Source organism: Hymenobacter sp. IS2118 (genome assembly GCF_000715495.1).
Taxonomy (GTDB): domain Bacteria; phylum Bacteroidota; class Bacteroidia; order Cytophagales; family Hymenobacteraceae; genus Hymenobacter.
Map to the genome: position 1 here is coordinate 59,612 of NZ_JNLX01000072.1, position 24,312 is coordinate 83,923.

The following is a 24,312-nucleotide window of genomic DNA, read 5'->3' on the forward strand; positions in this document are numbered from 1 at the left end:
GGAGTTTTACGGCAATAGTACCAAACAGTCGTTCAGATTTGCCGGGAGTATGATATCAGCAAGCCTGGCTTGTGAAAAAAGAAGTTTCCCCAAGGGCCCGGTGCGTGGCTGCCTACTACTGTTGTGGGCGGGAGAGCCGAGCCAGTAGCGCCAAGCGTATGCGCTCATGGGCGTGCAGTATCTATCCGTGACTACCAGATGGGTGTGTGAAGACTCCCAGACATCCGAATAACTATTAATTGTCCGCCTAGAGGCGCGAGGATGGGCCATATGCTGAATGTCTGTGTGTTTTATTTTGGAGAGGAGTAACTTGCCGCCGCAGATGAATGATGTTACGCCGACTTAATCTGTGATTTGCGCCACCACCTGGGTGTACGATGTTGGCGGTTATTGTGCGCTATTTTTGCGGTATGGAACCACAACCTTTGAAACCGACTGTCCGCTATTATGAAATTGATTTGCTTCGGTTCTTGGCGGCGCTGAGCGTTGTGTTTTATCACTACACCTTTCACGGCCACACCCGTAGCGCCACCATCAATCCCTATGCTTTCCCGGAGATAAGCTGGCTCACCAGGTATGGCTATTTGGGAGTGGATTTGTTTTTCATTATCAGTGGCTATGTGGTGTTGCTGAGCGCGCAGGGCAAAACGGTGCGGCAGTTTTTTACTTCCCGCGTAATCCGCCTGTATCCCGCTTACTGGGTGGCCTGCACGCTAACTGCCGTCGTAGGGGCCATATGGGGTCCTGGGGCTGGTGAAACGCAGATGTCGGCGTTGCTCAAGCCCAACGTCCTGCACTACGTGGCCAATATGACCATGCTAAACGGATTTTTGAATGTGCCAAACGTAGACAATGCCTATTGGTCATTGGTGGTGGAAATGACATTCTATTTTCTGATATCTCTGGTAATATCCTACAAACTAATGCGGCACATCAACCTGCTGATTTTGATTTGGCTGGGGTACGTTGTGGTTTATCAGATGTTGGTGCACTTCATTCCAGCGCAGGCCGGTACCGGGTTTTACCTGTTGTTTTTCCCTAAATACGCGCCGCTTTTTGCCGCCGGCATGCTGTTTTACCTGCTTCAGAGAGCGGCCCGCAAAACCTGGACAACCTACGCGCTGCTGCTGCTGGCTTACGGACTGGCAGTTTTTGAGGCTGTGGGGAGTACACAAAAAATAGCTATTCATTGGAACATGCCATTTAATCCCTTAGTAACGGCCGCACTCGTTACGGTTTTCTTTGGGTTTTTTTTCCTGATTACATTCCAAAAATTGAATATGAGCCGGCACTCCTGGCTGGCCTGGCTGGGGGCGTTGACGTACCCGCTTTATTTGATGCACACCAATATTGGGTTCATCATCTTCCACCGGCTCGGGCACTTCGTCAACAAGTACGTCATGCTGTTTGGTACCATCCTCTTCATCATGGCTATTTCATACGCCGTGCATGTGCTCATTGAGCGGCGCTACAGCCGCCCCTTGGGAACGAAGGTCAACCAGCTATTTACCTACCTCGACCGTTACGTGAGCCAGGAGCCGATAACACCGGCTGCTGTTAGCAAGCCCGTTAGCCCAATCCCGGTTGCTTCTGTAGAAAATTGAACCTAATGCCTGGCTGTTCAAGTCAGGCATAGGCGGGCTTGAATGGTGGGCGCGGGCATGGGTGAGCGTGGCTAATTTGGGTGCAGGAATTGCTTTAGATAGGGCGCCGTGCGACTCTCTGCAGCGTGCGCCACTTCGGCCGACGGACCGGCGGCAACCACTTTCCCGCCCTCGTCGCCTGCGCCGGGGCCGATGTCGATAACCCAATCTGAGCCGGCTACTACGCGCATGTCGTGCTCGACCACGATGACGGTATTGCCAGCCGCTACCAGGCCTTCGAGCTGAAGCAGGAGTTTCTCAATATCCGACGGGTGGAGGCCGGTGGTGGGCTCATCGAGGACGTAGAGCGTGTTGCCGCGTCCGATGCGCTGCAGCTCGGTGGCGAGTTTGATGCGCTGGGCTTCGCCGCCCGACAGCTCGGTGGCAGGCTGGCCGAGGCGCAGGTAGCCCAGGCCCACCTCGCGCAGCACCGTAAGGGCCCGGTGGATGGCGGGCTCGTCGGCGAAGAACGTCCAGGCATCGTCTACGGTCAAGGCCAGCACTTCGGCAATGGTCTTTTCGTGGTAGTTGATTTCCAGGGTTTTGGCGTTGTAGCGGGCGCCGTGGCAGATGGGGCAGGGGGCGTACACGCTGGGCAGAAACAGCAGCTCCACCATCACGAAGCCTTCGCCCTGGCAGTTCTCGCAGCGCCCCTTGGCCACGTTGAAGGAGAAGCGGCCGGCGTCGTAGCGGCGCTTTTTGGCTTCGGGCGTGGCGGCGAATAGCTTGCGCACGTGGTCGAACAGGCCGGTGTAGGTGGCCATGTTGGAGCGTGGTGTGCGGCCGATGGGCTTCTGGTCGACCCGCACCAGGCGCTTGATGCCTTCCATTCCGGCCGTAATGTGGCCGCCGAGCGTGGCCGGCGCGGGGGCGGCCAGCGGGTCGGCTTCCGCTTCTTCGGCTGCTATTTCCTGGCCCAGGCTTTCGGCTACCAGCTCCACCAAAACCTGGCTCACGAGGCTAGATTTGCCTGAGCCCGACACGCCCGTAACGGTCGTGAACACGCCGAGCGGAAATTCCACAGCCAGGTTTTCGAGGTTGTTGCGCGTCACGCCGGCCAGTTTCAGCCAGCCGGTGGGGGTGCGCGGCGGCTGGTCGGTCCGGGCAGGCGCATCGAAGAGAAACTGCCGCGTCTGCGATTCGGGCACGTTTTGCAACCCCGCCGGCGGGCCGCTGTACAGGATTTGGCCGCCGTGGGTGCCGGCGGCCGGCCCCACGTCCACCAGCCAGTCGGCCTGCCGAATCACGTCCAAATCGTGCTCCACCACGAACAGGGAGTTGCCCGCGCTTTTGAGGCCGGCCAGCGCTTTTAGCAGCGCCTCGGTATCGGCCGGATGCAGGCCGGCGCTGGGCTCATCAAGCACGTACACTACCCCAAACAGGTTGGAATAGAGCTGCGTGGCCAGCCGCAGCCGCTGCAGCTCGCCGGGCGAAAGCGTGGGCGTACCGCGCTCCAGACTCAGGTAGCCCAGGCCCAAATCGAGCAGGACCACCAGCCGCGCGGCCAAATCTTCGGCAATGCGTCGGGCCACGATGGCCTGCTCCGGGTGCTCGGTGTCGTGCGTTTGCCGGACCGCTGTGCCCGCCGCAAACGGGGCCAGCAGCGCCGCCAGCCGCTTGAGCGGCAGGCGCGACATTTCGGCAATATCAAGCCCGGCAAACTGCACCGAGAGCGACTCCACCCGCAGGCGCTTGCCCTGGCAGACGTGGCAGTCGGAGCCGCGCATGTACTGGGCCACGCGCTTCTTCATGAGCGCGCTTTGGGTGGTGGCGAAGGTGTGCAGTACGTGCTTTTTTACGCCCGTAAACGTGCCCATATAGTTCGGTTGCTCGCGGCGCTTGATGGCCCGCTGGGTTTGCTCGGGCGAGTAGCCGGGGTACACTGGCAGCACGGGCTGTTCGTCGGTGAACAGAATCCAGTCCCGGTCCTGCTGCGGTAAATCCTGCCAGGGCGTGTCCACGTCGTAGCCCATACTCACCAGAATATCGCGCTGGTTCTGGCCGCCCCAGGCTTGCGGCCACACCGCAATAGCCCGCTCGCGGATGGTGAGCGTGGGGTCGGGCACCATCGTCTGCTCGGTCACTTCATACACGCGGCCCAGGCTGTGGCAGGTGGGGCAGGCTCCTTCGGGCGTGTTAGGCGAAAAGGCTTCGGCGTAGATAATACCCTGCCCGGCCGGGTAGTCGCCGGCCCGCGAGTACAGCATCCGCAGCAGGTTCGAGAGCGTGGTAACCGAGCCCACCGACGAGCGGGTGCTGGGCGCGCCGCGCTGCTGCTGCAAGGCCACGGCCGGCGGCAGCCCCTCAATACTCGTGACTTCGGGCACGGCCATCTGGTGAAACAGCCGTCGCGCATACGGCGACACCGACTCCAGATAGCGCCGCTGGGCCTCGGCGTAGAGCGTGCCGAACGCCAGGCTGCTCTTGCCCGAGCCCGACACGCCGGTGAATACCACGAGGGCATCGCGCGGAATGTCCACATCGACGTTCTTAAGGTTGTGCTCGCGGGCCCCGCGCACGCGCACGAAACCGGAGAAATCAGCAGGGTAGGAGGAATCTTTAGGCATGAATAGCAGCGAAGAAACGGTCAGCAAGTGCATACGCAGGGGGCCGGCCGGCATCCGAAAAAAAGTGGCTCAGGCGTTGTTGTTTCGGGGCGTTACTTTGGGAACGCCTTGAATTTCTGTCCGATGAAGTCTGCCCTTTTTTTGTTGGTTACGCTGCTGCCGCTGTTAGTTGCTTGCGCTGCTTCGGTGCCCGCTTACGTCAGAAATTCCCCTCCTGACACAGAAGTAACCAGGAGCCGGGAGTCGGAGAAAATCTTCCGCGTGGCAGGCTACGTGCTCGATGCGATAAGTCGTAAACCGGTCCCACAGGTAGCAGTAGTGTGTTCTGGAAGCCAGACAACGACTGACTCTGCGGGGTATTTTATTTTCAATTTAACAACTCGCCGCTTTTTCAATGGCATATTGGAAGTACATACCACCTGTTTCGATGGAAAGCTTGTGATTGGAAGCCATCATGACAACCTGCGCCTGTTGCTGTATCGCAACCGCTACCAATTCAGCCATACGGACGCTTGTTTGCCGGCCGATTCCCTGGAAATGAATCCATATGCTTCGCCCCGGTTGTTCTAGTGGTGGCCTGGATACATTGTAGGGGTTTTGTTCCGGCATTCAGCTGCCGCTGCCGATTCGCTCAGGACGCTCAGCTTTCACGGAAGCAATAGCTCATCGGGCTACGGCACCAGTTCTTCCACGCCCTTTCGTCTGCATATTTATCTACTCGACCCCATCCGCCAGCAGCCATCAACTGATATCCTGGCTGAAGAGAACGTCGTGCTGTGCGCTCCTCCGGCAGGTATCACGCACACCTTCAACCTGCGACAATATCATATTGTGGTACCGGCCGGCGACTTTATTGTTGGCCTGGAGCCTATTCCGCAGGGCGATAAATTCTATACCTGCCCCGACGATATGCAGCTACAATACCACCCGCTTGGTCTGGTCCTGCGTCCGCCCTGTGCGCCGGCCGATGCGCGTACTTGGGAGAGCATAATTGGTATGAACTGGCACCGGTTGTCGGTAGCCGAAAAATGCTGGCCGCTCTACGAAAGCGCGCTGAGCGTGGAAGTGGAGCCGGCCCCCGGCCCGCCTGCGGGCCGCTAAGCGGCAGAGGAGCAAATTATAATGCCAGCGTAACTGCTTCGGTAACGAAACAGCACGCTCAAGAAAAGAACATGGGAACTCATGACGCCAGTGCCATTATGGCTGTGAATTTGGCTTCGGCCACGTTCGTCGCCTGCCGGCCCGCCCGCGCATCAGCTTTCGGGTGCCGGCAGGGCACTTGATGGAGCACTAAAGTTATTAAGTTATTGGTAATCAATAAGATAAAAAAGCAACCAATAATAAGACAGCAAATTGCTGACGGCCTAATGCTTGTTCTAAGTCCTGCGACTCGTTACTTATGTCTTGTTACTTAGTTGGAAGCAGGGGTCTGAATGCAAGGCGGCGTAAAGCCATGCGGTTACGGCTGTGCGGGTGCTTATCTGGTTAACTCACGAAACGGTTGTTCAGAGGTAAACACAAATTTTCTGTCTGGTAACCGATTGCTTATTCAAACAAAAGCTTTCGGCTTGCTTGCAGCTTATGGCTGACTACTTAAAGCCAAAATGTAAAAAGCGAGCGTAGCCCGTACGGTGTTGCTACTTGGCCTCGCCGGTTCAGAAAACGCCAAAGGGACGGGTGGCGCGAGGCTTGTGCCCCCCGCCACCCGTCCCAAACCGGAGCATGTCAGCAGTAGCTTATTGCTTGCTGAATCGGCTCACCTGCTTCCGACCACTGGCCGATTGCAGCACCAGGGTATAAAGGCCGGGCTGTAGGGCGGCCACGTTCACGGGTTCGCCGCGGTAGGTACCGCGCCACACCAGGCGACCTTCCACGCTCAGGATGCGCGCCTCGCCGCCCATAAATTCCGGGGCCACGGCCAGCGTAAGGCGGTCGGCTACAGGGTTGGGATACAGCGTCATGGCTTGGCCGGGGGCGGTAGCGTCTTTGCTGGCCAGGGCAGTGCGGGCCGTACCCTGCTTGGTGATGCGCACCCAGTTGAGATTGTAGCCGCCGGTTTGGGCAAACACGCCGAAGTTGTAGGTGCCCGCGTTCACATTCACGGTTCTCGACACGGTGGTCCAGTTGTCCCAGCTGCCGGTGCCGGGCACGGCGGTGCTGCCCAGTTGGATGCTCCCGGCGTTCAGGTCCGAAGAAATGGTGCCGCCGTTTACGCCGCTCGACACGCGGTACTCCAGCAGGTAGGAGCCCGAGGTGGCGAAGTTGATGTTGTTGAACACCAGGTAGTCACCGGCGTCGATGTAGCCCATGGCCTGGCCGCCGCCCGCGTCGGAGCAGGGGCCGGCTATCATGCCGCTGTTCACGTTGGCGGCTTCGGCCTGCAGGGTGCGGGGCGCGGGGGCATTGGTGAGCTGCGACACCCGCACGTAATCCACGAACATGGTGGCGGGAAACTTGCTATTGTCCACGGTCTGGCCGGGAAAATCGCCGGCCACGGCCAGGTTCAGAAGCAGGAAAAACGGCCGCTGAAACTCATCCGTGTTGTTGACGCCGTTGGCAATGTTGGCCTCGTGAAACTTCACCCCGTCTACAAACCACTTGATGGCCGTGGGCGTCCATTCCACGGTGTAATTGTGATAGTCGTTCTGAGTAAAGGTGGTGGTGCCGGAGAAGTACACGCGGCCGTTGTTGTCCCAGTGAATGGTGCCGAAGGCAATGTTGTCGGCGTTGACGTGCTCCATCACGTCAATCTCCCCGCACTTGGGCCAGGCAAAAGCGGGCTGGTCGATGTTGGCGCCCAGCATCCAAAACGCGGGCCACAGGCCCTGGCCCATGGGCATCTTGATGCGCGCCTCAATTCGGCCGTAAGTGAACTGCTTCAGCCCCTGGGTTTTGAGGCGAGCCGAGGTGTACTGGAAGCCGCCCACGTTTTCGCGGCGGGCCGTAATCTGCAACTGGCCGTTGACCACGCGGGCGTTGGAGGCCTGGTAGTACTGCTTTTCGTTGTTGCCCCAGCCGTTGTTGTTGCCGTATTCGAACTTCCAGTTGGCGGCATTGACGGTGGTGCCGTTGAATTCATCGGCCCAGACCTGCTGATAGGTTTGGGCCTGGGTAGCGGCGGCGCTAAGCAGCAGCGCCGCCGTCCCGAGTAGAGCGGTAAAGGTTTTCATGTGGTAGGCTGGAAAAATGGTGGAAAGAAGTGACCCGGCAGCATTGCCAGGGCCGGTAAAAAGCAGTTCGGTGGCCGGGTTCTGTAAGGCCGGGCCCGGCCGGTAGAAACCGGTGGTTGGCGCATTTCACTAGGAAGACGGCAAAGCGGTCAGGTGGTCAAATATCACCCTGTCTGCGGGCAACCCCAATCCGTAAGTGCTTCGTTTTTAAATGCGGGAAGGTTGCTTCGTGAGCCGCCTATACGCTTAAAGCACATCCTTAAATGTCCTGAATAGCTGAAAAAGGACCGGAATCGTTGCCGGAGAATCCGGGCGCGTTTCACGCATAAAAAACACGTAAAATACTTTTCAATTGCCCGAATTATGTAAATTATTTTTTGGTGAGCCCGTAACTGATGTTACGCACCATCCTAGCGGACTGCCTGGAAACGGCCTTTGCTGATGCACCTAAAGTCTCTTTGTGAAGCGTAGGCGCAATCAGTGCGTAACATCAGCCCGTAACTTCGATGCAGTCGGAGTACATTGCTAATCAATAAATTAGTATTATTATAATAGTTATATTAATTAAGTTGTCTCTGGGTGTGGTAGTTTAGGGCTGGTTTTAATGGTCCAGGTTAGGCACGCACGGCCGCCCGAGACGTAGCGGGTGCGGTGCAGGCTGGCCGGGTTTATTCAGTAGCGCAGGCCACCCAGCCGCGGGGCCATCCGCAAACACGTGACCCAGGTGACCGTCGCACACGTTGCTGAGCATCCTCCATGCGCTGCATCCCAAAGCTGCCGTCGCATACGTAGCGGATGCCGGCACGGGCAGCGGGCCGTTCTAGGAAAGCGCGCTGAGCGAGGAAATAGTGCCGGCCCGCAGGCCGGTAAGCGGCAGAAGTGCTGCTTTATGATGCCAGTGTAACTGCTCCAGTAGCGAAATAGCACACTCAAGGAAGAAACAAGGAGACCGTTACGCTGCTAGCGTTGCGGCTGGGGCTGTTATTGCGCTTGCCGGCGCATCAGCCCCATGGTACCCCGTCTGGTACTCAAGAAGCAGCGGTTACTTTTGAAGCTCTCCGCAGCAGCCTGTTTCAGTGGTATACCCGTCGCGAAGTGCAAAGAGATAATCCTGTCATGCAGAGCATTCTGCATAAACGAATTCGCAGTGGGTATAAGTGCCGGTTCCAAATTGAATACGCAGTGCGTTCTGCGTAAAAAAAAGGGAGTCCTTTCCACCGGAAAGGGCTCCCTTTTTTTGGTTGCAAACCGCCGGGTCTACTCTTTCACCAGGCGGAGGGTCACGTTGAAGGCGACGCCGTCGGCGGTGCCGCGCACGAGCAGGGCGTAGGAGCCGGTGGCCAGGTTATGCAAGTCGAGTGGGTGGCTCAGGCTGCTGGCCTCCAGCTGCTGCACGAGCCGGCCCGTAGCGTCAATGATGCTCACCTGGTAAGTGGCCGTGGTCGGGCCGGTGAGCAGCAGGGTGGTCTGGGCGCCGGCCGGGTTGGGGTAGGCACTGAGTACGAGGCTGGCGGCCGTTTTGGTGAAAGCCACCGTGCGCACGGGCGAGTAGGTGGCCGTGCCGTCAATATCTACCTGGCGCAGGCGGTAGTACACCTGGCCGTCGGCCCGCGTGCCGATGCCTTTATCGGTGAATTGATAATCGGTCAGACTGCTGCTGCTGCCCTGGCCGGCTACCTGGCCGATTTTGGCGAAGGCCAGCCCGTCGAAGCTGCGCTCCACGTCGAAGTGGTCGTTGTTCTGTTCCGAGGCCGTGGTCCAGGTCAGGGCCGCGTCGCGGTTCTGCACGGCCTTGGCTGCGAATACCGTCAGCTCCACCGGCAGGGGAAGCGCCCCAATCACGAAGGAGGCCAAGGCCACGTTGGTGCCGCCGAAGAGGTCGGTGGTGATGACGTTGACCGAGTAGCTCGTAGCGGAAGTGACATTGGGCAGCAGGGCGCGGTTGCTCACGAAGATGATACCCGAAACGGGGTCCAGAGCCGTGCCGGGGGGCAGGGAATTGGTGGGGTTGCTGAAGGGGCCATTGCCGCTGGCGGCCAGCACGGCGCTGGTGCCGGAAGCCGCCAGGCCGTTGCTGGTACCAACCACACCAGCGCCGGTGATGGTGTAGATGAGGCCGCTGCTGTTGTACCGCGCGCCGTTGGGGTCAATCACATAAGCCAGCACGTCGTTGTTCTGGTACTGGTTGGCGCCGCCCTTGGGTGGCGTAGCGGCGTAGAACGAGTCGTTATCCTGGCCCACCTGAATGGTGTAGCGGGCCGCATTGGAGCTCAGCGCGTTGGCAGGGGTGCCATTGCCGTTGTCGGTGGCCGTGTAGGTGAAGAACACGTTGCCGACGTAGCCGATAAGCGGCGTGAAGGAAAGCTGACCGGCTTCCGTGGCCGTCAGGGTGCGTCCAACTGTCACGGCAGTGCCGTCCACGTACAGGGTACCCACCGTGGCCGGGTCGGGGAAGGTGACCAGCGTGTAGGATACCACGCTGTTATTGCCGTCCGTATCAGTCGCCTGCAGGGGCGAGATGGGCAGCCTGGTCACGGCGGTGTTGCCATCGGGAGCCGTCAGCGCGTTCACCATATCGGAAGCAACGGGCGGCCGGTTAGGCTGGGTAGTAGTTATCTGGTTGGACGTGTTGTTGCCGCCGGGAGCACTGTCGCCGTTGGCCGTCACATTACCTGTTACCTGGATGGACGGGGTCGTGTTGGGTACCGTAAACGAGATGCTGTTGGTGATGAGGCCATTTGCGCCCTGCGCCAGGCTATTAATGGTGGGGAACGTAACCACATCGCCGCTTTGCACACCGGCACCCGAAATTACGACGTTGGTTGCGCCAGCCGGCAGAGTCACAGTTTGCACCACGTTGGTAGCATTAGAAACCGAAGCATTGGTCGTTACCACCGAGTAGGTTACCGTAGAGCCGATTGGCGCCGAGGCGGGGCCTCTTACCGTGGTTCTTACGTCCACGACGGGAGTGATGGTGATGATGGTATTCGCCCGATTGTTCGCCGGCACGGCGTCACTCTGGTCGCCTTGCACGGCTGCTGTCACCGACAGCAGGTCGGCGCCGGGCGCCGGCAGCACAATGGTGGTGTTGGTCGACGTTCCGCCATTCACAGTGCCCTTGGGAATACTCAGGAAGCCCGTTGCGGGGTTATACGTTGCCACCGTACCAAACTGGATAAGGCCGGTTGTTGCATTGAGCGTGCCACTCACGCCGCCCACGGTGAAGCCCGTGGTGGTGAGTCCGCTGTTTAGCATCACATTCTGCGTAACGCCGGTGGCGGCAGGGCTACCAGCGGCATTGGCAGTTTGCACCACTAAGGTCACCGGCTGGCCGGCCGTGGCCGACGTACTGGTAGCTGCGGTGAAGCTCGTGCTCAGGTCGGGGCGCGGGGTTGCCGTGGCCGGACTCACACTTACGCTAATGGAGGACTCGTTATTGCCCAGGTCGGGGTCGAGCGTGCCCGGTACGCTGGTGGTGGCACTGGGCGAAAACACCGAGCCCGCCGGGCTGATGAATGAGATAGTAGTCCGCACGGCCGAGGATACTCCGCTACTCTGGTTCATGATAGCCGGCAGGGTTACAATTCCCGTCACGTTGTCGTAGAGGGTGCCGGGCAGCAAGTTGCCCGCGTTATCGCGCACCTCAACCCCACCAATGGTATTAAGCGTGCTAGGTAGCTGTACCGTAATGGTCTGGTTGGGCACCGTGGAGGGACCGAGGTTAGTCGTAACTACGACCAGCGAGATGGGCGCACCCACCACGCTGGTGGCCGGGCCGCTGATAACTACCTGCACATCGGCCTGGGGCTGCACCGTGGTTACTACCTGGTTGGTGTTGTTGGCCGGCACAATATCGAGGGAGGTGGTGCGCACATAAGCTACGTTTACCAAGTCGTTGTCGCTCACTGGCGCGAGGTAGCTCACCGTGTTCACCACCGAATTGCCGGCGAAGGCTACAGCAGTAGGAATCGGAATGTTTACCAGGCCCGTGTTCACATTGTAGGTAGCGGCGTTAGCACCGGTGCCGTAAGTAGCAGTGCCTGAGCCAACACTGGTGGGTAAATTACCATTGATGCGCACCGCGTTTGTTCCAAAAACGGCCAGGCCGGCCGGGATAGCAGCACTTGTGACAACATTTTGCGCCTGGCCGGCTCCGTTGTTCGTGGTGGTAAGGGTATACAATACCTGCTGGGATGCCGTGGCGGCAGCAGGACCCACGATGGTAATGCTCAGGTCGGCGGTGAGGGCGTTGCTCACCGTAACCTGCGTACTGGCCACGTTGTCGGCGGGTATGATGTCGGCAGTGGTGGCCGTCACGCTGCTGGTAACGGTTACCAGTCCGTCGGCGGGGGCCGGGGCTACTACCACGTACGTTTTGCTGGTGCCACTGGGCTGCGTGGCAATGCTTGGTAGCACCAGCCGGCCCGTAACGGGGCTATAGGTAGCCGTGCCGCCCGGTAGCACGAAGCTGACGGTCGTGCCTGGGCCGCCCGGCTGGGTACCCGCGATGCCGTCGACTGAAAAACCAGTTGCCGTCAGATTGGGGTTAAGGCTGACATTCGTTCCAACCGCCGTGGCTGGCTGCGGGCCGGCGTTGCCCTGCACCACGGTATAGGTAACGGCCGCGCCGGCTGCCGCGCTGCCTTCCACTGCATTCGAGCTGATGGTGGTGTACACGTTGGCCTCGGCCGTTGGGGCTACGTTGTTGGTGGTGCTCAGCTGGGCCGTGTTGTTGGCGGGTGCCTGGTCGCCGGTGAGGAGGGTATTGGGCGTTACGAGGGCCGTGAAATTGAGCGTGTTGAGCGGCGAGTTGGCCGGGCTTGCGAAGGCCGGTGCCACGAAGCTGAACGTGTTGTTGACCAACTGCCCCGTCCCGAGGGAGGCCGGAATCACGAAGGTGAACGTGCTGATGCCGCCGCTGAAGGCGTAGCTGCCCCCATTGGAAACAAAGACGCTGGTGAGGGCCGCCTCTGTGGGCACACTCACGGTTTGAATGGCGTTCAGGGCCGTGCCAATGCCGATATTCTGGGTGGTGACGGCGTAGGTTACTGGCTGGCCCGCGCTGGTGCTGGCGGGGCCGGCCAGGGTCGTGTACAGGTCGAAGTTTTGTGGGCTGGTCTGAATAGTCGCCGACTGGGCATCGTTGTTGGTCAGGCCGTTCTGGCTGGTGGTCGTGGTCACGGCGGCGGTCGCCGTCACGCTGGCCCCGCTTAGCGGCTGCAAGTAGGTAATGGTCGAGTTCAGCACCTGTTCCCGGATGATGGACGTAATGGCCGGATAGCTCACCACGCCCGTCAGGCTGGAGTAGGTACCGCCCCCGGTGACGCTCGTCACGTTGAGGCCGGTCGGCAGCTGCACGTTGGCCAGCACGCCATTGGCCGCGCTGGCGCCAATATTCGTGAAGCTTACATTAAACTGCGCCGGGGTCGCGGCCGCCACTACCGGCACCTGGGCCGTGATGGTGGCCACCACGTCGGCCGCGAAGGGCACGTTGCCCGAAAACTCCGACGTACTGTTGTTCAGGGTCGCCGTGGCTGTCAGGCCCAGGTTCCGGATATCGGTCTGTTGTTTGGGCGTCAGGCTCGAAAAGGGCAGGGTAAAGCGGAAGCGGTTGGCCGCCGCGTCCTGGCCCTGAAGCAGGGTGTTCACCGCCGCGGGGCCGTAAGTGCCGGTACCGGCGAGGGCATCGTCGCCCGAGCCTTCGGTGCGGGTGGCCAGGTAGGTGCGGCCTTCCCCAAAACGAGTAGGGTCAAGCGAGGGGATGTAGAACTCAATCAGGGCGCCGGGCCGCGAAAAACCCTCAACCAGGACGTTGCCGCTAATGACGTCGAGGCTGAGGAGCACGGGGTAATCCACGCCCCGGTTGGGCAGGGTATTGGCCGCCGCCGCCGGGTTATTGCCATCGTTGATGGTCACGCCGTCGCCGGAGCCATAGAAGATATTGCCGCCGCTAGGACCATTCACGAAGGCCACAGGGTTGGGTACGAGGTCGATGGCAATGGAGCCGGAGTTGAAAATGGAGTTCTGGCTGATGGTGACGTTCTGCTGGCCGTAGCCCACCACGATGCCGCTGGCCTGGGTGTCCACAATCACGTTTTTGGTGATGAGGTCGCTCTGGCTGCCGCGGCGGTTGCCGTTGCGCTGGAGGTAGCAGATGGCCGAGCCCTCGAGCTGATTGATGGCCACACCGGCCCCGCCCTTACCGGCCGAGATAATATTGTTGTTGCGTACGATAGAGGCCGCCGTCTGCCCAATCTCAAACTGCACGGCGCTGGAGTTGGGCCGTGTGAAGAGGTTGCCCTCGATGAGCAATGGGCCGCACCCGCCGCCATCACCGAGCGAAATGCCATCGCCGCCCGCGTTGTTGTAGCCGTTCTGGTTAAACTCCGAATCCCGAACGGTGACCAGGGCGGTGGTGGCCAAACCGTTGTTGACGTTGATGCCCGAACTGCCCGTGAACGATATAACACTGCCCTGAATGGTGCCCGCCGCGCCAGCGCCCGACACCCGCACGCCAACGTTGCCGCTCACTGTGTTGTTGCCGGCCCAGTCGTAGTTGATGGCACTGGTGCCCACCACCATCTCATCAACCAAAAAGCCAGTGGCTCCGGCTATAAAGTTGACGGTTTCGTTGCTGCCGCCCCGAATGGCAAGCTGGCGCAGCGTGGTGGCGCTGGCCGATATGGACAGCACAGAGGCGATGCCGGTGCCCGCAATCTCCACCTCCGGGCTGTTGGGCGCCGTCAGAATCAGGTTGTCGATGCCCACTTCCTCGCTGGTACCAATGGTGCCGGTGTTGGTGTTGCCCACGTTCAGCGTCTGGCTTGTGCCATCGAGAGTAGTATTGGGCCCGGTGCTGGTGAGTAGGCTGACGGGGGCGATAACCGCGCGGGCCGCCCCGGCCGTGCCCGTGAGCAGGTTGGTCAACCCGGCTAGCAGGCCGGCGTGCGCCTGCCCGTCCGAAATCATGAAAATGCTGGTTTCCGTACCGGCTGCAGGGTCGGGGCCGCCATTAGACGAAGCCACTTGGTCGAGGCCGGCGTTGGTCAGCGCGTTGCTGTTCAGCAGGAACTGCCGCAAAGAGCCCTGCCCGGCATCGTTGGTGTTCACGATGGTCGAGAAGTTGAAGCCGAAGTCCGGCCCGGTGACGCTGGCCGCGCCCACGGTCACGGAGGCAAGGCTCTGGGCCGTGGTAGTAGTCGTGGTAAGGGCCCCGAGCGTGGTGGCCCCGGCGCCGGCATCGGTCCGGGCGGGGATTTCGCCGCCCACGCGGGTGGTAGTGCCGTTATAGGTTTGCACCGGCAGCAGCGCCGCCGTGGCGCCGGGACGCGAAGAGGTAACGGTGGCATTCACCACGCGCACCCTATAGGTACCCGCCGCGGCCGGCAGAACGTACTGCCCGTTTACATCGGTGGTCGTCGAAGTCACGAAGGTGCCGGCGCTGTTATAAAGCTCTACCGTGGCGCCGGGCCGGGCGCTGGTGCCGCTGGCGGAGCGGGGCCGGCCGCTGCCACCGCCGTAGTTGGGGTCTTCAAATACATAGCCTATGATGGCCTGCAAGGTGTTTAGGGTCAGCGTGGCGTTGTCGGGAGCACCGGCGGTGCCCTGGTCGGTGGTGGTACCGATGCTGCTGGTGAGGGCCACGCCAGTAGCTGGCGTAGCCGAGGTGGTGAAGCTGAACGTAAATACGTCGCTCTGGCCGCTGGTCAGGGTGCCGCCGGCGGGTGCGTAGGTGATGGTAGTGCCCGAGATGTTGGTGCTGCCGGGAGCTACTACGGCGGTGGCGCCCGCAGGCAGGGCCACGGTGCGCGTCACGTTGGCCGCTGTGCTAGGGCCATTGTTCTGGAAGGTAACGGTGTAAGGACCCGCAGGCTGGCCGGTGGCAACGGTGGTGGGGCCGCTAAGCGTGGTGGTAACGTCGGCAATCGGGGTCACCACCACGGTTTGGTCGTCGTTATCATTGCCGGTGGCCGCGTTTTGGCTGGTGCTGGTGCTGATGCCCGAAATAACCCGCAGGCTGGCTACGTTGCCAGGCACGGCGCCGATGGTAATGGTCACGTCGGCCGTGGTTGCCCCACTGGCCAGCGTGGCGATGGCGGGCAGCGTAATGGTACCGCTTCCGCTATTGTAGGCGTTTGCAATAATGGCATTAGCGGCAGTACGCACCACCACGTTGGCCGCTGCCAGGCCCGAGGTCAGCGAGAGGGTGCGGCCAAAGCCGTTAGCAATGCTGGGCCCCAGGTTGCGGTACGTAACCGTAAACACCAGGCCGGCCCCGGCATTCACCGGGCTGGCCGAGGGCGTAATAGTAGTGGCCACGTCGGCCACTGCGGTTACCGTGATGCTCAGGGTGGAATTGGTGGCCGGATTGGAGGTGAGCCCAAGTTCGTCTTGCACGGTGTATTTGACGCTGGCCGTACCCGAAAAACCTGCCGCTGGCGTGTAGTTGATGGTGCCGTCGGCGTTCACCGCGAACGTGCCGCCCGTCTGAGGTCCGGTCAGCGCTACGGTGGAGGCCACGATGGTTCCGTTACCGTCGGCATCGGTGTCGTTGCCCGCCACGTTGATGTTGTTCAGCACCGTGTTGTTGAAAACGCTGAGCGGGCCGTTATTCACGGCCACCGGGGCGGCGTTGGTCAGTGTTAGAGTGAGTACCCCAGTGTTGGAGGTGGCGGTGAAAGGCGTGTTTTTGAAATTATATCCCACCGTCTTTATTCCCACGAAATTGCTGGGGTTGACGTAGGTAATGGTGCCAGTGGTGGCGTTAGCCGTGAATACTACCCCGTTTCCGGCGTCGAAGGTGCGGCTCGTGGTGGGGGTGCCAGTGTCCGCACTCAGGAATACTGAGGTCGCATCCCGGGTTCCGGTGCCAGCAGCATCGTTGGTCAATACATCAATATTGGCCGGCGTTGCCGCATAGGAGGCCGTAGCGGTATTGTTGACTGCTGTAGGCGCGGCCGTTACCGTTAGGCTGAGCAATACGGCATTCGATATCAGGCCTTTCTCATCTTTGACGGTATAGCTTACGCTGGCGGTGCCTACAGATGTGGGGGTGAAGTTGATGGTACCATCCGGGTTGGCGGTGAAGGTGCCTCTCGTCGGATTGGTTAGCACTATCGAGGTGGGGTCGATGGTGCCAACTCCGTTCGCATCGGTGTCATTGCCCAGTACGTTGATGTTGTTTACCGGTACCGTGAGGGCGGTGCTGCCGCCGTTGTTGGCCACGGCCACGGGGGCCGTGTTAGTCAGCGTCAGTGTCAGTACGCCCCGGTTGGAGGTGGCGGGGCCGATAGTGGTTTTGAAGGTATAGCCTACCGTGGCCACGCCTACGAACTTGTTGGGGTTGGTGAAGGTGATGGTGCCCGCCGCGGAGGCTGTGAACACGATGCCGTTGGCATCGGTGTAGGTATTGGTGGTAGGAGTGCCCGTGTCAGAACTCAGCAGCACGCTGGCTGCGTTGATACTGCCGTTGCCGGTGCCGGCCTGGTCGTTCCCCAGCACGATGATGGCGGCCGTGGAGGTATACGATAGCGAGGTCGCGTCCGGGTTGGCAACCGGGGGCGGGGGCGTTACCGTAACGCTCAGGGTGGCCTGGTTGGAAGTGGCCCCGGCGCCGTCCTGCACGGTGTAGCGCACGCTGGCCGTGCCGGTGAATCCCGCCGTAGGCGTGAAATTGACGGTGCCGTTGGCATTCTTAACGAACGTACCGCCCGTTTGGCTGCCCGCCACCAGCGCTACGGTGGACGCCACAATGGTGCCATTGCCGTCGCCATCGGTGTCGTTGCCCGCCACGTTGATGTTGTTCAGCACCGTGTTGTTGCCGATGGTGCCGCCGTTGTCGTTCACGGCCACGGGAGCCGCGTTGGTAAGTGTCACGGTCAGCACGGCCCGGTTGGAGGTGGCGGGGCCGGTAGTGGTTTTGAAGGTGTAGCCCACCGTGGCTACGCCCACGAACTTGTTGGGGTTGGTGAAGGTGATGGTGCCCGCCGGGGAGGCCGTGAACACAATGCCGTTGGCATCGGTGTAGGTATTGGTGGTGGGCGTGCCCGTGGCGGAGCTCAATAGCACGGTGGTTACGTCGATGCTGCCGTTGCCGGTTCCGGCCGCGTCGTTCCCCAATACGTCAATGGCTGGCGTTGCCGCGTAGGATGCCGAAACTGCATTGTCAACGGCCTGTGGCGCGGCTACTACCGTGATGGTGATAGTTGCCTGGGTGGAGGTGGATAGATTGCCGTTATTGGTATTCCGCTGGGTGAAATTAAAGTTGAAGGTTGTCGTACCCGTCGCGGAGGGAACAAAACTTAACTGGGGGCCAGCTAGTGGCAGGGTCATTTCGTCAGTTGCCTCCGGACCCGTCTCGCCTCCGTAGAGCGTACCAATTCCAGTCGGGTTAGGGAGCGATTTCAGCGTAAATCTCTCACCCACCCGGTTAGCGGGGTTGCTTACGGTGCCCGTCAGGGTTATCAGGAGCCGGCCTGAGCTGTTGACGGAAACGGTGAGGTTTTGGGGATTCGCGGTTTGCGCCCAGGCGCTGGTACTGGCCAGTAGCAGCAGCACCAGCAGGCCGCTGAAACGGTGTAAGAGTATTTTCATATAGGGAATCCGGAAAAGGATGAAAGATGGAAAATTGAGCAGGCAGATGAGGCAGCTAGGTTCAGAATATTTCGGAAGAGTCAAAGATATAGGGATGATTACGGCCGAGAAGAGGCCTTTCATGCGTGAAAAGCAACGGTTGTCTGTCAGCGTAGAAGTTGTGATGTATTATATTATAACAACTTAAAGCTAGCTTCACAAGCAGTATTTTCTGAGTAGTCAAATATATTCTTTGTGAAGAGCAACAGATATATCTGCAAATGTAAGAGGATTATGCAGGTGTTGAATAGGGTTTTATAAAAAAAATATACAAAAAATATAGATAATGATACTGCTCGTTCTGGTCGGGCTAGGCGTGGTTGACCTGGCACCAAAAAATAATTTAGGGGTGCTGAAAGGAGGGTTCGTCTATTAATGATATTCTCCGAACGGGTCGCGTGAGTGCCTGCCAAATCGGTGCCGGAAGGACGGTAATAGAAGCAGCCGGAGGGGCTGCCGATTGGTAATTTCCGGCAACCAGCCCTTCCAGCGTTCCATCAAACTGGTAGAAAGGAGCAAACCCGGAATAAAAACCTGACCTGGGTCGGCCAAAGCGGGGCTATGGGCAAGGCCTGCGCGTTGATGCCCCGCCCGTAGCGCTTCCTGGTGCGGGGAGCGCCACTGCGTCGGGTTGCCCTGCGATTTTGAAGGCCTAATGCCCTGGGTACGTCTTCACCCGAGAATACAATGTTGCCGAGGCACACGGCGCCTTAAAGCAGTTGGAGTTTGCGCACTACGCAAGAGAAGGCGGGCGACTAATTTGCCGGAATGACGCTGTTTTCGGCAAGCCGGGCGGCCGGCTGCTCACGCATGAGTACCAGATAAACACCGCCCGACACCAGGAAACCCACAAACCACGCGTAGTTGTACACCGCCACCAGCGCGGGCCACACCGTGCCCTTGTCCAGCACGCCAATGGCCGTGAGGAAGCCCGGCACGTTGGGCGCAATGCCGACCACCAGCGCCACGAGGGCCGCGATGTTGAAACCATTGCGGTAGGCATAACGGCCGGTGTACTGGTAAAGGTCGGGCACGTGGAGGTGCTGCTTGCGGATGAGGTAGTAATCCACAATCATGATGCCGCCAATGGGCCCGAGCAGCCCCGAATAGCCCACCAGCCAGGTGAAAATGTAGCCCGAGGGGTCGGCAATGAGCTTCCAGGGGAAGATGAGCACGCCGAGCACGCCGGTGATGTAGCCGCCCATCTTGAAGCTGATGCGGGTGGGCGAGAAGTTGGCGAAGTCGTTGGCCGGGCTCACGATGTTGGCCGCGATGTTGGTGGCCAGCGTGCTCAGGGCTACGGCCAGCATGGCCACGCTCACCAGCAGCCGGCTTTCGAACTTGGCCGCCAGCACCACCGGGTCCCAGATGGTTTTGCCGTAGATGACGAACGTGGCCGAGGTCACGACCACGCCCACGAAGGAAAACAGGGTCATGGACGTGGGCAGCCCGATGGCCTGGCCCAGCTGCTGAGCACGCTGGCTGGTGGCGTAGCGCGTGAAATCGGGAATGTTGAGCGAGAGCGTGGCCCAGAACCCCACCATACCGGTAAGCGAGGGAAAGAAAAAGGCCCAGAACTGCGCGCTACTCGTGAATTTGCTCGGCTGCGCCAATATCGGCCCCAGCCCGTTGCCCGCCGATATGGCCCACCACAGCAGCGCCACCGCCGCCACCGGCAGGAAAAACGCCTTGAACACCAACAGCTTGCGAATACTGTCCACGCCCAGGTACACCACGTACATATTCAGCAGCCAAAACAGGAAAAACAAGATGGCCGGCCCGGTGGCCAAGCCCCAACTGACCGGGAAAATGGCTGGCAGCGTGGCCAGCCCCGGCACCCACAGCACGGCCATCTGGTACAGCGCGTAGCCCCCAATCCAGGTTTGGATGCCGAACCAGCCGCAGGCGATAATGGCCCGGAGCAGGGCCGGCACGTTGGCCCCGCGCACCCCAAAGCTGGCCCGCGCAAACACCGGAAACGGGATGCCGTACTGCGCGCCCGCCCGGCCATTGAGCAGCATGGGAATCAGTACAATGCTGTTGCCCAGAAAAATGGTGAGCAGCGCCTGCCACCAGTTCATCCCGCCTTCAATGAGCGAGCTGGCCAGCATATACGTCGGGATGCACAGGCTCATGCTAATCCAGAGGGCGGCGTAGTTGCCGGTGCCCCAGGTGCGCTCGGTCGGCAGGGTAGGAGCGAGGTCGGCGCTGGTGAGGCCGGGCGCGTAGGCTTCTGGAGTTGAGGAGTTCATGGCAATTGAGGCAAAAGAGAACACAATCAGAACGTCATGCCGAAAAGAACGTCATGCTGAGCTTGCCGAAGCATCTCTATCTCAATACTAATCTAATCGATTGAATTACTTGCGCGGTAGAGATGCTTCGGCAAGCTCAGCATGACGTTCTATTATCACAAAACAGTTCGCCTAGTCCAGCAAATACCCGCGCGCCAGCTCGCCAAACGCGGCCACCTGCTGCGTTTGCCATGCCTCGTCAAAACCCAGCTCCTGAGCCAGCAGCGCGGCCACGGTGGGCACCACGCGCACGGCCGCCGCCGCATCCAGAAACAGCAGCCGCACCCGACGCGCCAGCACATCCTCAACGGTGCGCGCCAGCTCAAAGCGGGCGGCCCACACCACTTCGGCCTGCACGAATTCCAACCCGGCATCGAGTTTCGCGCCCAACGCTGGATGCTCGGCCAGCAGCTGCCGCAGCCCGGCGGCGTCGCTGCCGTAGTGCGCGAAACCATCGGCCAGACTGCTCGCGGTTTTCATTGTTTCAGCGCCGTGGATGGCCAGATTAGCCGTTTGACTAAGGGCCGGAGGCAACTGCCCGAGCGCAATGGCTTTGTCGATGGTGTCCTCGCCCATGCGGCGGTACGTGGTCCACTTGCCGCCCGTGATGGTAATGAGGCCGCTGCGCGAGGTTACGATTTTGTGGCTGCGCGAAATCTCCTTCGTCTTAGTGCTGCCGCTGGGGGATGCGGCCAGCGGGCGCAGGCCCACAAACACACTGCGCACATCGGCGCGGGTTGGGGCCGTGGTGAGGTAGCGGGCCGCAGTGCGCAGCAGAAAATCGATTTCCGCTTCCTGCGCCCGGGGTTCCAGGCTGGCAGTGGGCACGGGCGTGTCGGTGGTGCCCAGCACCACGCGGCCCTGCCACGGCACAGCAAACAGAACCCGCCCGTCCTCGGTGCCGGGAATCATGAGGGCCGCGGGGCCGGGCAAAAACGACCGGTCGAGCACCACGTGCACGCCTTGGCTGGGCTGCACGAGGGGCTGTGCGCCTGGCTCGTCCAGCCGCCGAACGTCGTCCACAAAAACGCCGGTGGCATTCACCACGGCTTTGCCCTGAAGCTCGTAGGTGAGGCCGGTTTCCAGGTTGGTGGCGCGCACGCCCTGCAGGCGGCCGCTGGCATCCTTCAGCAGCCCCTGCACAGCGCAGTAGTTGAGAGCTGTGCCACCGTGGTCGATGCAGGTTTGGGCCAGGTTCACGGCTAGGCGGGCGTCGTCGAACTGGCCGTCCTGGTAGCGCACGCCGCCGCGCAGGCCTTCCGGGCGCAGGCTGGGCAGCTGCTGCAGGGTCTCGGCCTTGCTCAGGTGCACCGATGCGCCCAGGCTTAGGCGGCCGGCCAGCAGGTCGTACAGCTTCAGGCCGATGGTGTAGAACGGGCCGCCCCACCAGTTGTAATTGGGGATGATGAAGGCCCTATTGTGGCACAGATGCGGGGCGTTTTGCAGCAGCAGGCCGCGCTCGTGCAGTGCCTCTCGCACCAGCCCGACGTCGCCCTGCGCTAGGTAGCGCACGCCGCCGTGCACCAGCTTGGTACTGCGGCTGCTGGTGCCTTTGGCAAAGTCGGCCTGCTCCAGCAGCAGTGTTTTGTAGCCGCGGCTGATGCCGTCCAGTGCCACGCCCAGCCCCGTGGCCCCCCCGCCAATGACGATGAGGTCCCAAACGGGCACCGCGGTAAGCTGCTGCACCAGGGTTTCGCGGCGGTAGGGGTTAGTAGTGGCTGTTGAAAGCATAAATGGGTACTTGCTTAAAATCAGAACGTCATGCTGAGCGCAGTCGAAGCATCTCTACCGCTCCGTTGAACTACTACTGCAACGAAGCGGTAGAGATGCTTCGACTGCGCTCAGCATGACGTTCTTTTTGCTTACCGCTGCGCCGCCGTGGCTCCCCTCTCCGCGGGAGAGGGGCGGGGCCGTGCCCGGCAGGGGTGAAGTTACCGCAGCAGCCCGCCTACCTGCTCCACCAGCAGCGGCACGCTCAGGCCGCCCATCACCACCACCACTACCCAGCCGGCGGCCAGCATCCAGCGGGGGTGGCGGTAGCCGCGCATTAGGCGCGAGTTGGTGGCGGCAATGAGCACGATGGCCAGCGCGATGGGCAGTATCAGGCCGTTGATGAAGCCGGCGAAAACCAGCAGCTGCGTGGGTTTGCCCACCAGCACAAAAATGGCTGTCGACAGCACGATAAACACCGAAATACACAGCCGCTCATAGCGCGCAAACACGGGGTGAAAAGTCTTGAAAAACGACACCGATGTGTAGGCCGCGCCCACCACTGAGGAAATGGCCGCACTCCATAAAATCACCCCGAAAATGCGGAAGCCCACCTCGCCCGCGGCCGACCGAAACACGCTGGCCGCCGGGTTGTCGGGGTCCAGCACCGCGCCCTTGCTGAGCACGCCCACAATGGCCAGAAACAGCACAAACCGCATGATGGTGGAAATGACAATGCCACTGATGGCACTGCGCGTGACCACCCCCTGCTGGTCCGGGCCCTTGATGCCCGCATCGAGCAGCCGGTGCGCGCCCGAAAACGTGATGTAGCCGCCCACCGTGCCGCCCACAATGGTGACAATGGACGCCGCGCTAATCTGCACCGGCAGCAGCGTGTGGTGCAGCGCCTGCAATACCGGCGGGTGCGCGCTGAAGGCAATGATGAGCGTGAGTAAAATCTTGACCGTGCCCAAAATCTTGGTGAAGCCATCGAGCATCTTTCCAATTTCGCGCACCCAAAACAGCACCAGTGCCACCCCGCAGCTAATGAGCGCGCCCTGCTCGAACGACATGCCGGTAAGCACGTTCAGGCCCAGCCCACAGCCGGCGATGTTGCCGATGTTGAAGGCGAAGCCGCCCAAAATCACCATCGCGGCCAGGAAATACCCCAGGCCCGGTACCAGCCCGTTGGCTAGGTCCTGGGCGCGCAGCTCGCTCACCGTGAGAATGCGCCAGGTGTTGAGCTGGGCACCCACATCCAGCACCACCGATATCAAAATCACGAAGCCAAAGCTGGTGAGCAGCTGTTGGGTAAACACCGTGGTTTGGGTGAGAAACCCCGGCCCAATCGACGAATTGGCCATCAAAAACGCCGCCCCCAGGCTGGCCCCGCCAAACCAGCGGGCTTTCGGTAGCGGCCTCATGCGGCGGGGGCCGCCTGGCCGGCTTGCAGCGTCACGCTCGCATCGCGCAGCGCGGCGTTCAGGCGTTGGGCAAATTCCAGGGCGTGGGCACCGTCACCGTGAATGCAGACGGTATCGGCCCGAATGGCTACGTCGTGGCCTTGCTGGGCACGTACCTGGCCGGCCTGCACCATGCGCAGCACCTGCGCAATGGCCACCTCGGCATCGGCAATGAGGGCGTCGGGCTGGCGGCGCGGGGTGAGGGTGCCGTTGGCCTGGTAGGTGCGGTCGGCAAACACTTCGTGGGCGGTTTTCAGGCCCAGCTTCTCGCCGGCCTTGGTGAGCGCGCTGCCGGCCAGGCCGTAGAGCGTGAGCTCGGGCTGCACCCGGTACACGGCTTCGGCAATGGCCTCGGCTAGGGCGGCGTTGGTGGCGGCCATATTGTAGAGGGCGCCGTGGGGCTTGAGGTGGTGAAGCTGGCTACCCTCGGCTTTTGCCACCGCCGCCAGGGCACCGAGCTGATACACCGTCATAGCAAACGCTTCTTCGGCTGAAATATCCATATTTCGCCGGCCAAAACCCACCAAGTCCGGCAGGCCGGGGTGCGCGCCAATGGCCACGCCGTGGCGCAGGGCAGCGCGCACGGTGCGTTTCATCACGGCCGGGTCGCCGGCATGAAAGCCGCAGGCAATATTGGCCGAAGTCACGAAGGGTAGAATGGCCTCGTCGTGGCCCATATTCCAGGCGCCGAAACTCTCGCCCATGTCGCAGTTCAAATCAACAGTGAGGGGTACAGGCATAGGTTCAGTTTAACTTAGGGGAGAACGCAGGCTGAGGAGAAAGAACGTCATGCTGAGCGCAGCCGAAGCATCTCTACCGAAGTAGTAAATGGATTA

Annotated in this window: 10 protein-coding genes; 3 read left to right on the forward strand and 7 right to left on the reverse strand. The window is 60.7% G+C overall.

Annotated elements, in window-relative coordinates; all coding sequences use genetic code 11:
• The first annotated feature begins 410 nt into the window (after positions 1 to 410).
• Complete coding sequence (locus tag GM79_RS06145) at positions 411 to 1,604, forward strand: acyltransferase family protein (RefSeq protein WP_161787131.1); 1,194 nt, start codon at positions 411 to 413, stop codon at positions 1,602 to 1,604.
• Between the two features lie 71 nt (positions 1,605 to 1,675).
• On the opposite strand, the gene GM79_RS06150 is transcribed toward GM79_RS06145, so the two are convergent.
• Positions 1,676 to 4,210, reverse strand: coding sequence for an excinuclease ABC subunit UvrA (locus tag GM79_RS06150; RefSeq protein ID WP_035560913.1), 2,535 nt, complete (start codon positions 4,208 to 4,210; stop codon positions 1,676 to 1,678).
• A 123-nt stretch (positions 4,211 to 4,333) separates the two neighbouring features.
• On the opposite strand from GM79_RS06150, the gene GM79_RS24660 reads away from it, so the two are divergent.
• Together GM79_RS24660 and GM79_RS24665 are read left to right on the forward strand one after the other, a co-directional pair.
• Complete coding sequence (locus GM79_RS24660; protein WP_152559865.1) at positions 4,334 to 4,780, forward strand: hypothetical protein; 447 nt, start codon at positions 4,334 to 4,336, stop codon at positions 4,778 to 4,780.
• Positions 4,781 to 4,807: 27 nt separating this feature from the next.
• The gene (locus tag GM79_RS24665; RefSeq protein ID WP_152559866.1) at positions 4,808 to 5,311 is read left to right on the forward strand and encodes a hypothetical protein; all 504 of its coding nucleotides are present in this window, start codon (positions 4,808 to 4,810) and stop codon (positions 5,309 to 5,311) included.
• A gap of 635 nt (positions 5,312 to 5,946) precedes the next feature.
• Here the strand turns inward: GM79_RS24665 and GM79_RS06160 are convergent.
• The 6 genes from GM79_RS06160 to GM79_RS06185 form a co-directional block, all read right to left on the reverse strand.
• A complete protein-coding gene (locus tag GM79_RS06160) occupies positions 5,947 to 7,380 on the reverse strand; it encodes a carbohydrate-binding protein (RefSeq protein ID WP_035560811.1) in 1,434 nt (477 codons plus the stop codon).
• Between the two features lie 1,257 nt (positions 7,381 to 8,637).
• Positions 8,638 to 17,973 carry a tandem-95 repeat protein gene (locus GM79_RS06165; RefSeq protein WP_035560814.1) on the reverse strand — a complete coding sequence of 3,112 codons (9,336 nt, stop codon included), beginning with the start codon at positions 17,971 to 17,973 and terminating at the stop codon, positions 8,638 to 8,640.
• A 794-nt stretch (positions 17,974 to 18,767) separates the two neighbouring features.
• Positions 18,768 to 20,264: an NCS1 family nucleobase:cation symporter-1 gene (locus GM79_RS06170; protein ID WP_051718582.1), complete on the reverse strand. Its 1,497-nt coding sequence runs from the start codon at positions 20,262 to 20,264 to the stop codon at positions 18,768 to 18,770.
• Positions 20,265 to 20,435: 171 nt separating this feature from the next.
• Positions 20,436 to 22,034 (reverse strand): glycerol-3-phosphate dehydrogenase/oxidase, encoded by a 1,599-nt coding sequence (locus tag GM79_RS06175; RefSeq protein WP_035560817.1) that lies wholly within the window; start codon positions 22,032 to 22,034, stop codon positions 20,436 to 20,438.
• Between the two features lie 200 nt (positions 22,035 to 22,234).
• A complete protein-coding gene (locus GM79_RS06180; RefSeq protein ID WP_051718583.1) occupies positions 22,235 to 23,437 on the reverse strand; it encodes an NRAMP family divalent metal transporter in 1,203 nt (400 codons plus the stop codon).
• Positions 23,434 to 24,216 (reverse strand): LamB/YcsF family protein, encoded by a 783-nt coding sequence (locus tag GM79_RS06185; protein ID WP_035560819.1) that lies wholly within the window; start codon positions 24,214 to 24,216, stop codon positions 23,434 to 23,436. The genes GM79_RS06180 and GM79_RS06185 overlap by 4 nt, the downstream gene beginning before the upstream one ends.
• Positions 24,217 to 24,312 lie beyond the last annotated feature (96 nt).

Excerpts from the sequence above, each read along its gene's own strand:
- GM79_RS06150 (WP_035560913.1), bottom strand. The coding sequence starts at position 4,210 with ATGCCTAAAGATTCCTCCTACCCTGCTGATTTCTCCGGTTTCGTGCGC.
- GM79_RS06165 (WP_035560814.1), bottom strand. The coding sequence starts at position 17,973 with ATGAAAATACTCTTACACCGTTTCAGCGGCCTGCTGGTGCTGCTGCTA.
- GM79_RS06170 (WP_051718582.1), bottom strand. The coding sequence starts at position 20,264 with ATGAACTCCTCAACTCCAGAAGCCTACGCGCCCGGCCTCACCAGCGCC.
- GM79_RS06185 (WP_035560819.1), bottom strand. The coding sequence starts at position 24,216 with ATGCCTGTACCCCTCACTGTTGATTTGAACTGCGACATGGGCGAGAGT.
- GM79_RS06160 (WP_035560811.1), bottom strand. The coding sequence starts at position 7,380 with ATGAAAACCTTTACCGCTCTACTCGGGACGGCGGCGCTGCTGCTTAGC.
- GM79_RS24660 (WP_152559865.1), top strand. The coding sequence starts at position 4,334 with ATGAAGTCTGCCCTTTTTTTGTTGGTTACGCTGCTGCCGCTGTTAGTT.
- GM79_RS06145 (WP_161787131.1), top strand. The coding sequence starts at position 411 with ATGGAACCACAACCTTTGAAACCGACTGTCCGCTATTATGAAATTGAT.
- GM79_RS06175 (WP_035560817.1), bottom strand. The coding sequence starts at position 22,034 with ATGCTTTCAACAGCCACTACTAACCCCTACCGCCGCGAAACCCTGGTG.
- GM79_RS06180 (WP_051718583.1), bottom strand. The coding sequence starts at position 23,437 with ATGAGGCCGCTACCGAAAGCCCGCTGGTTTGGCGGGGCCAGCCTGGGG.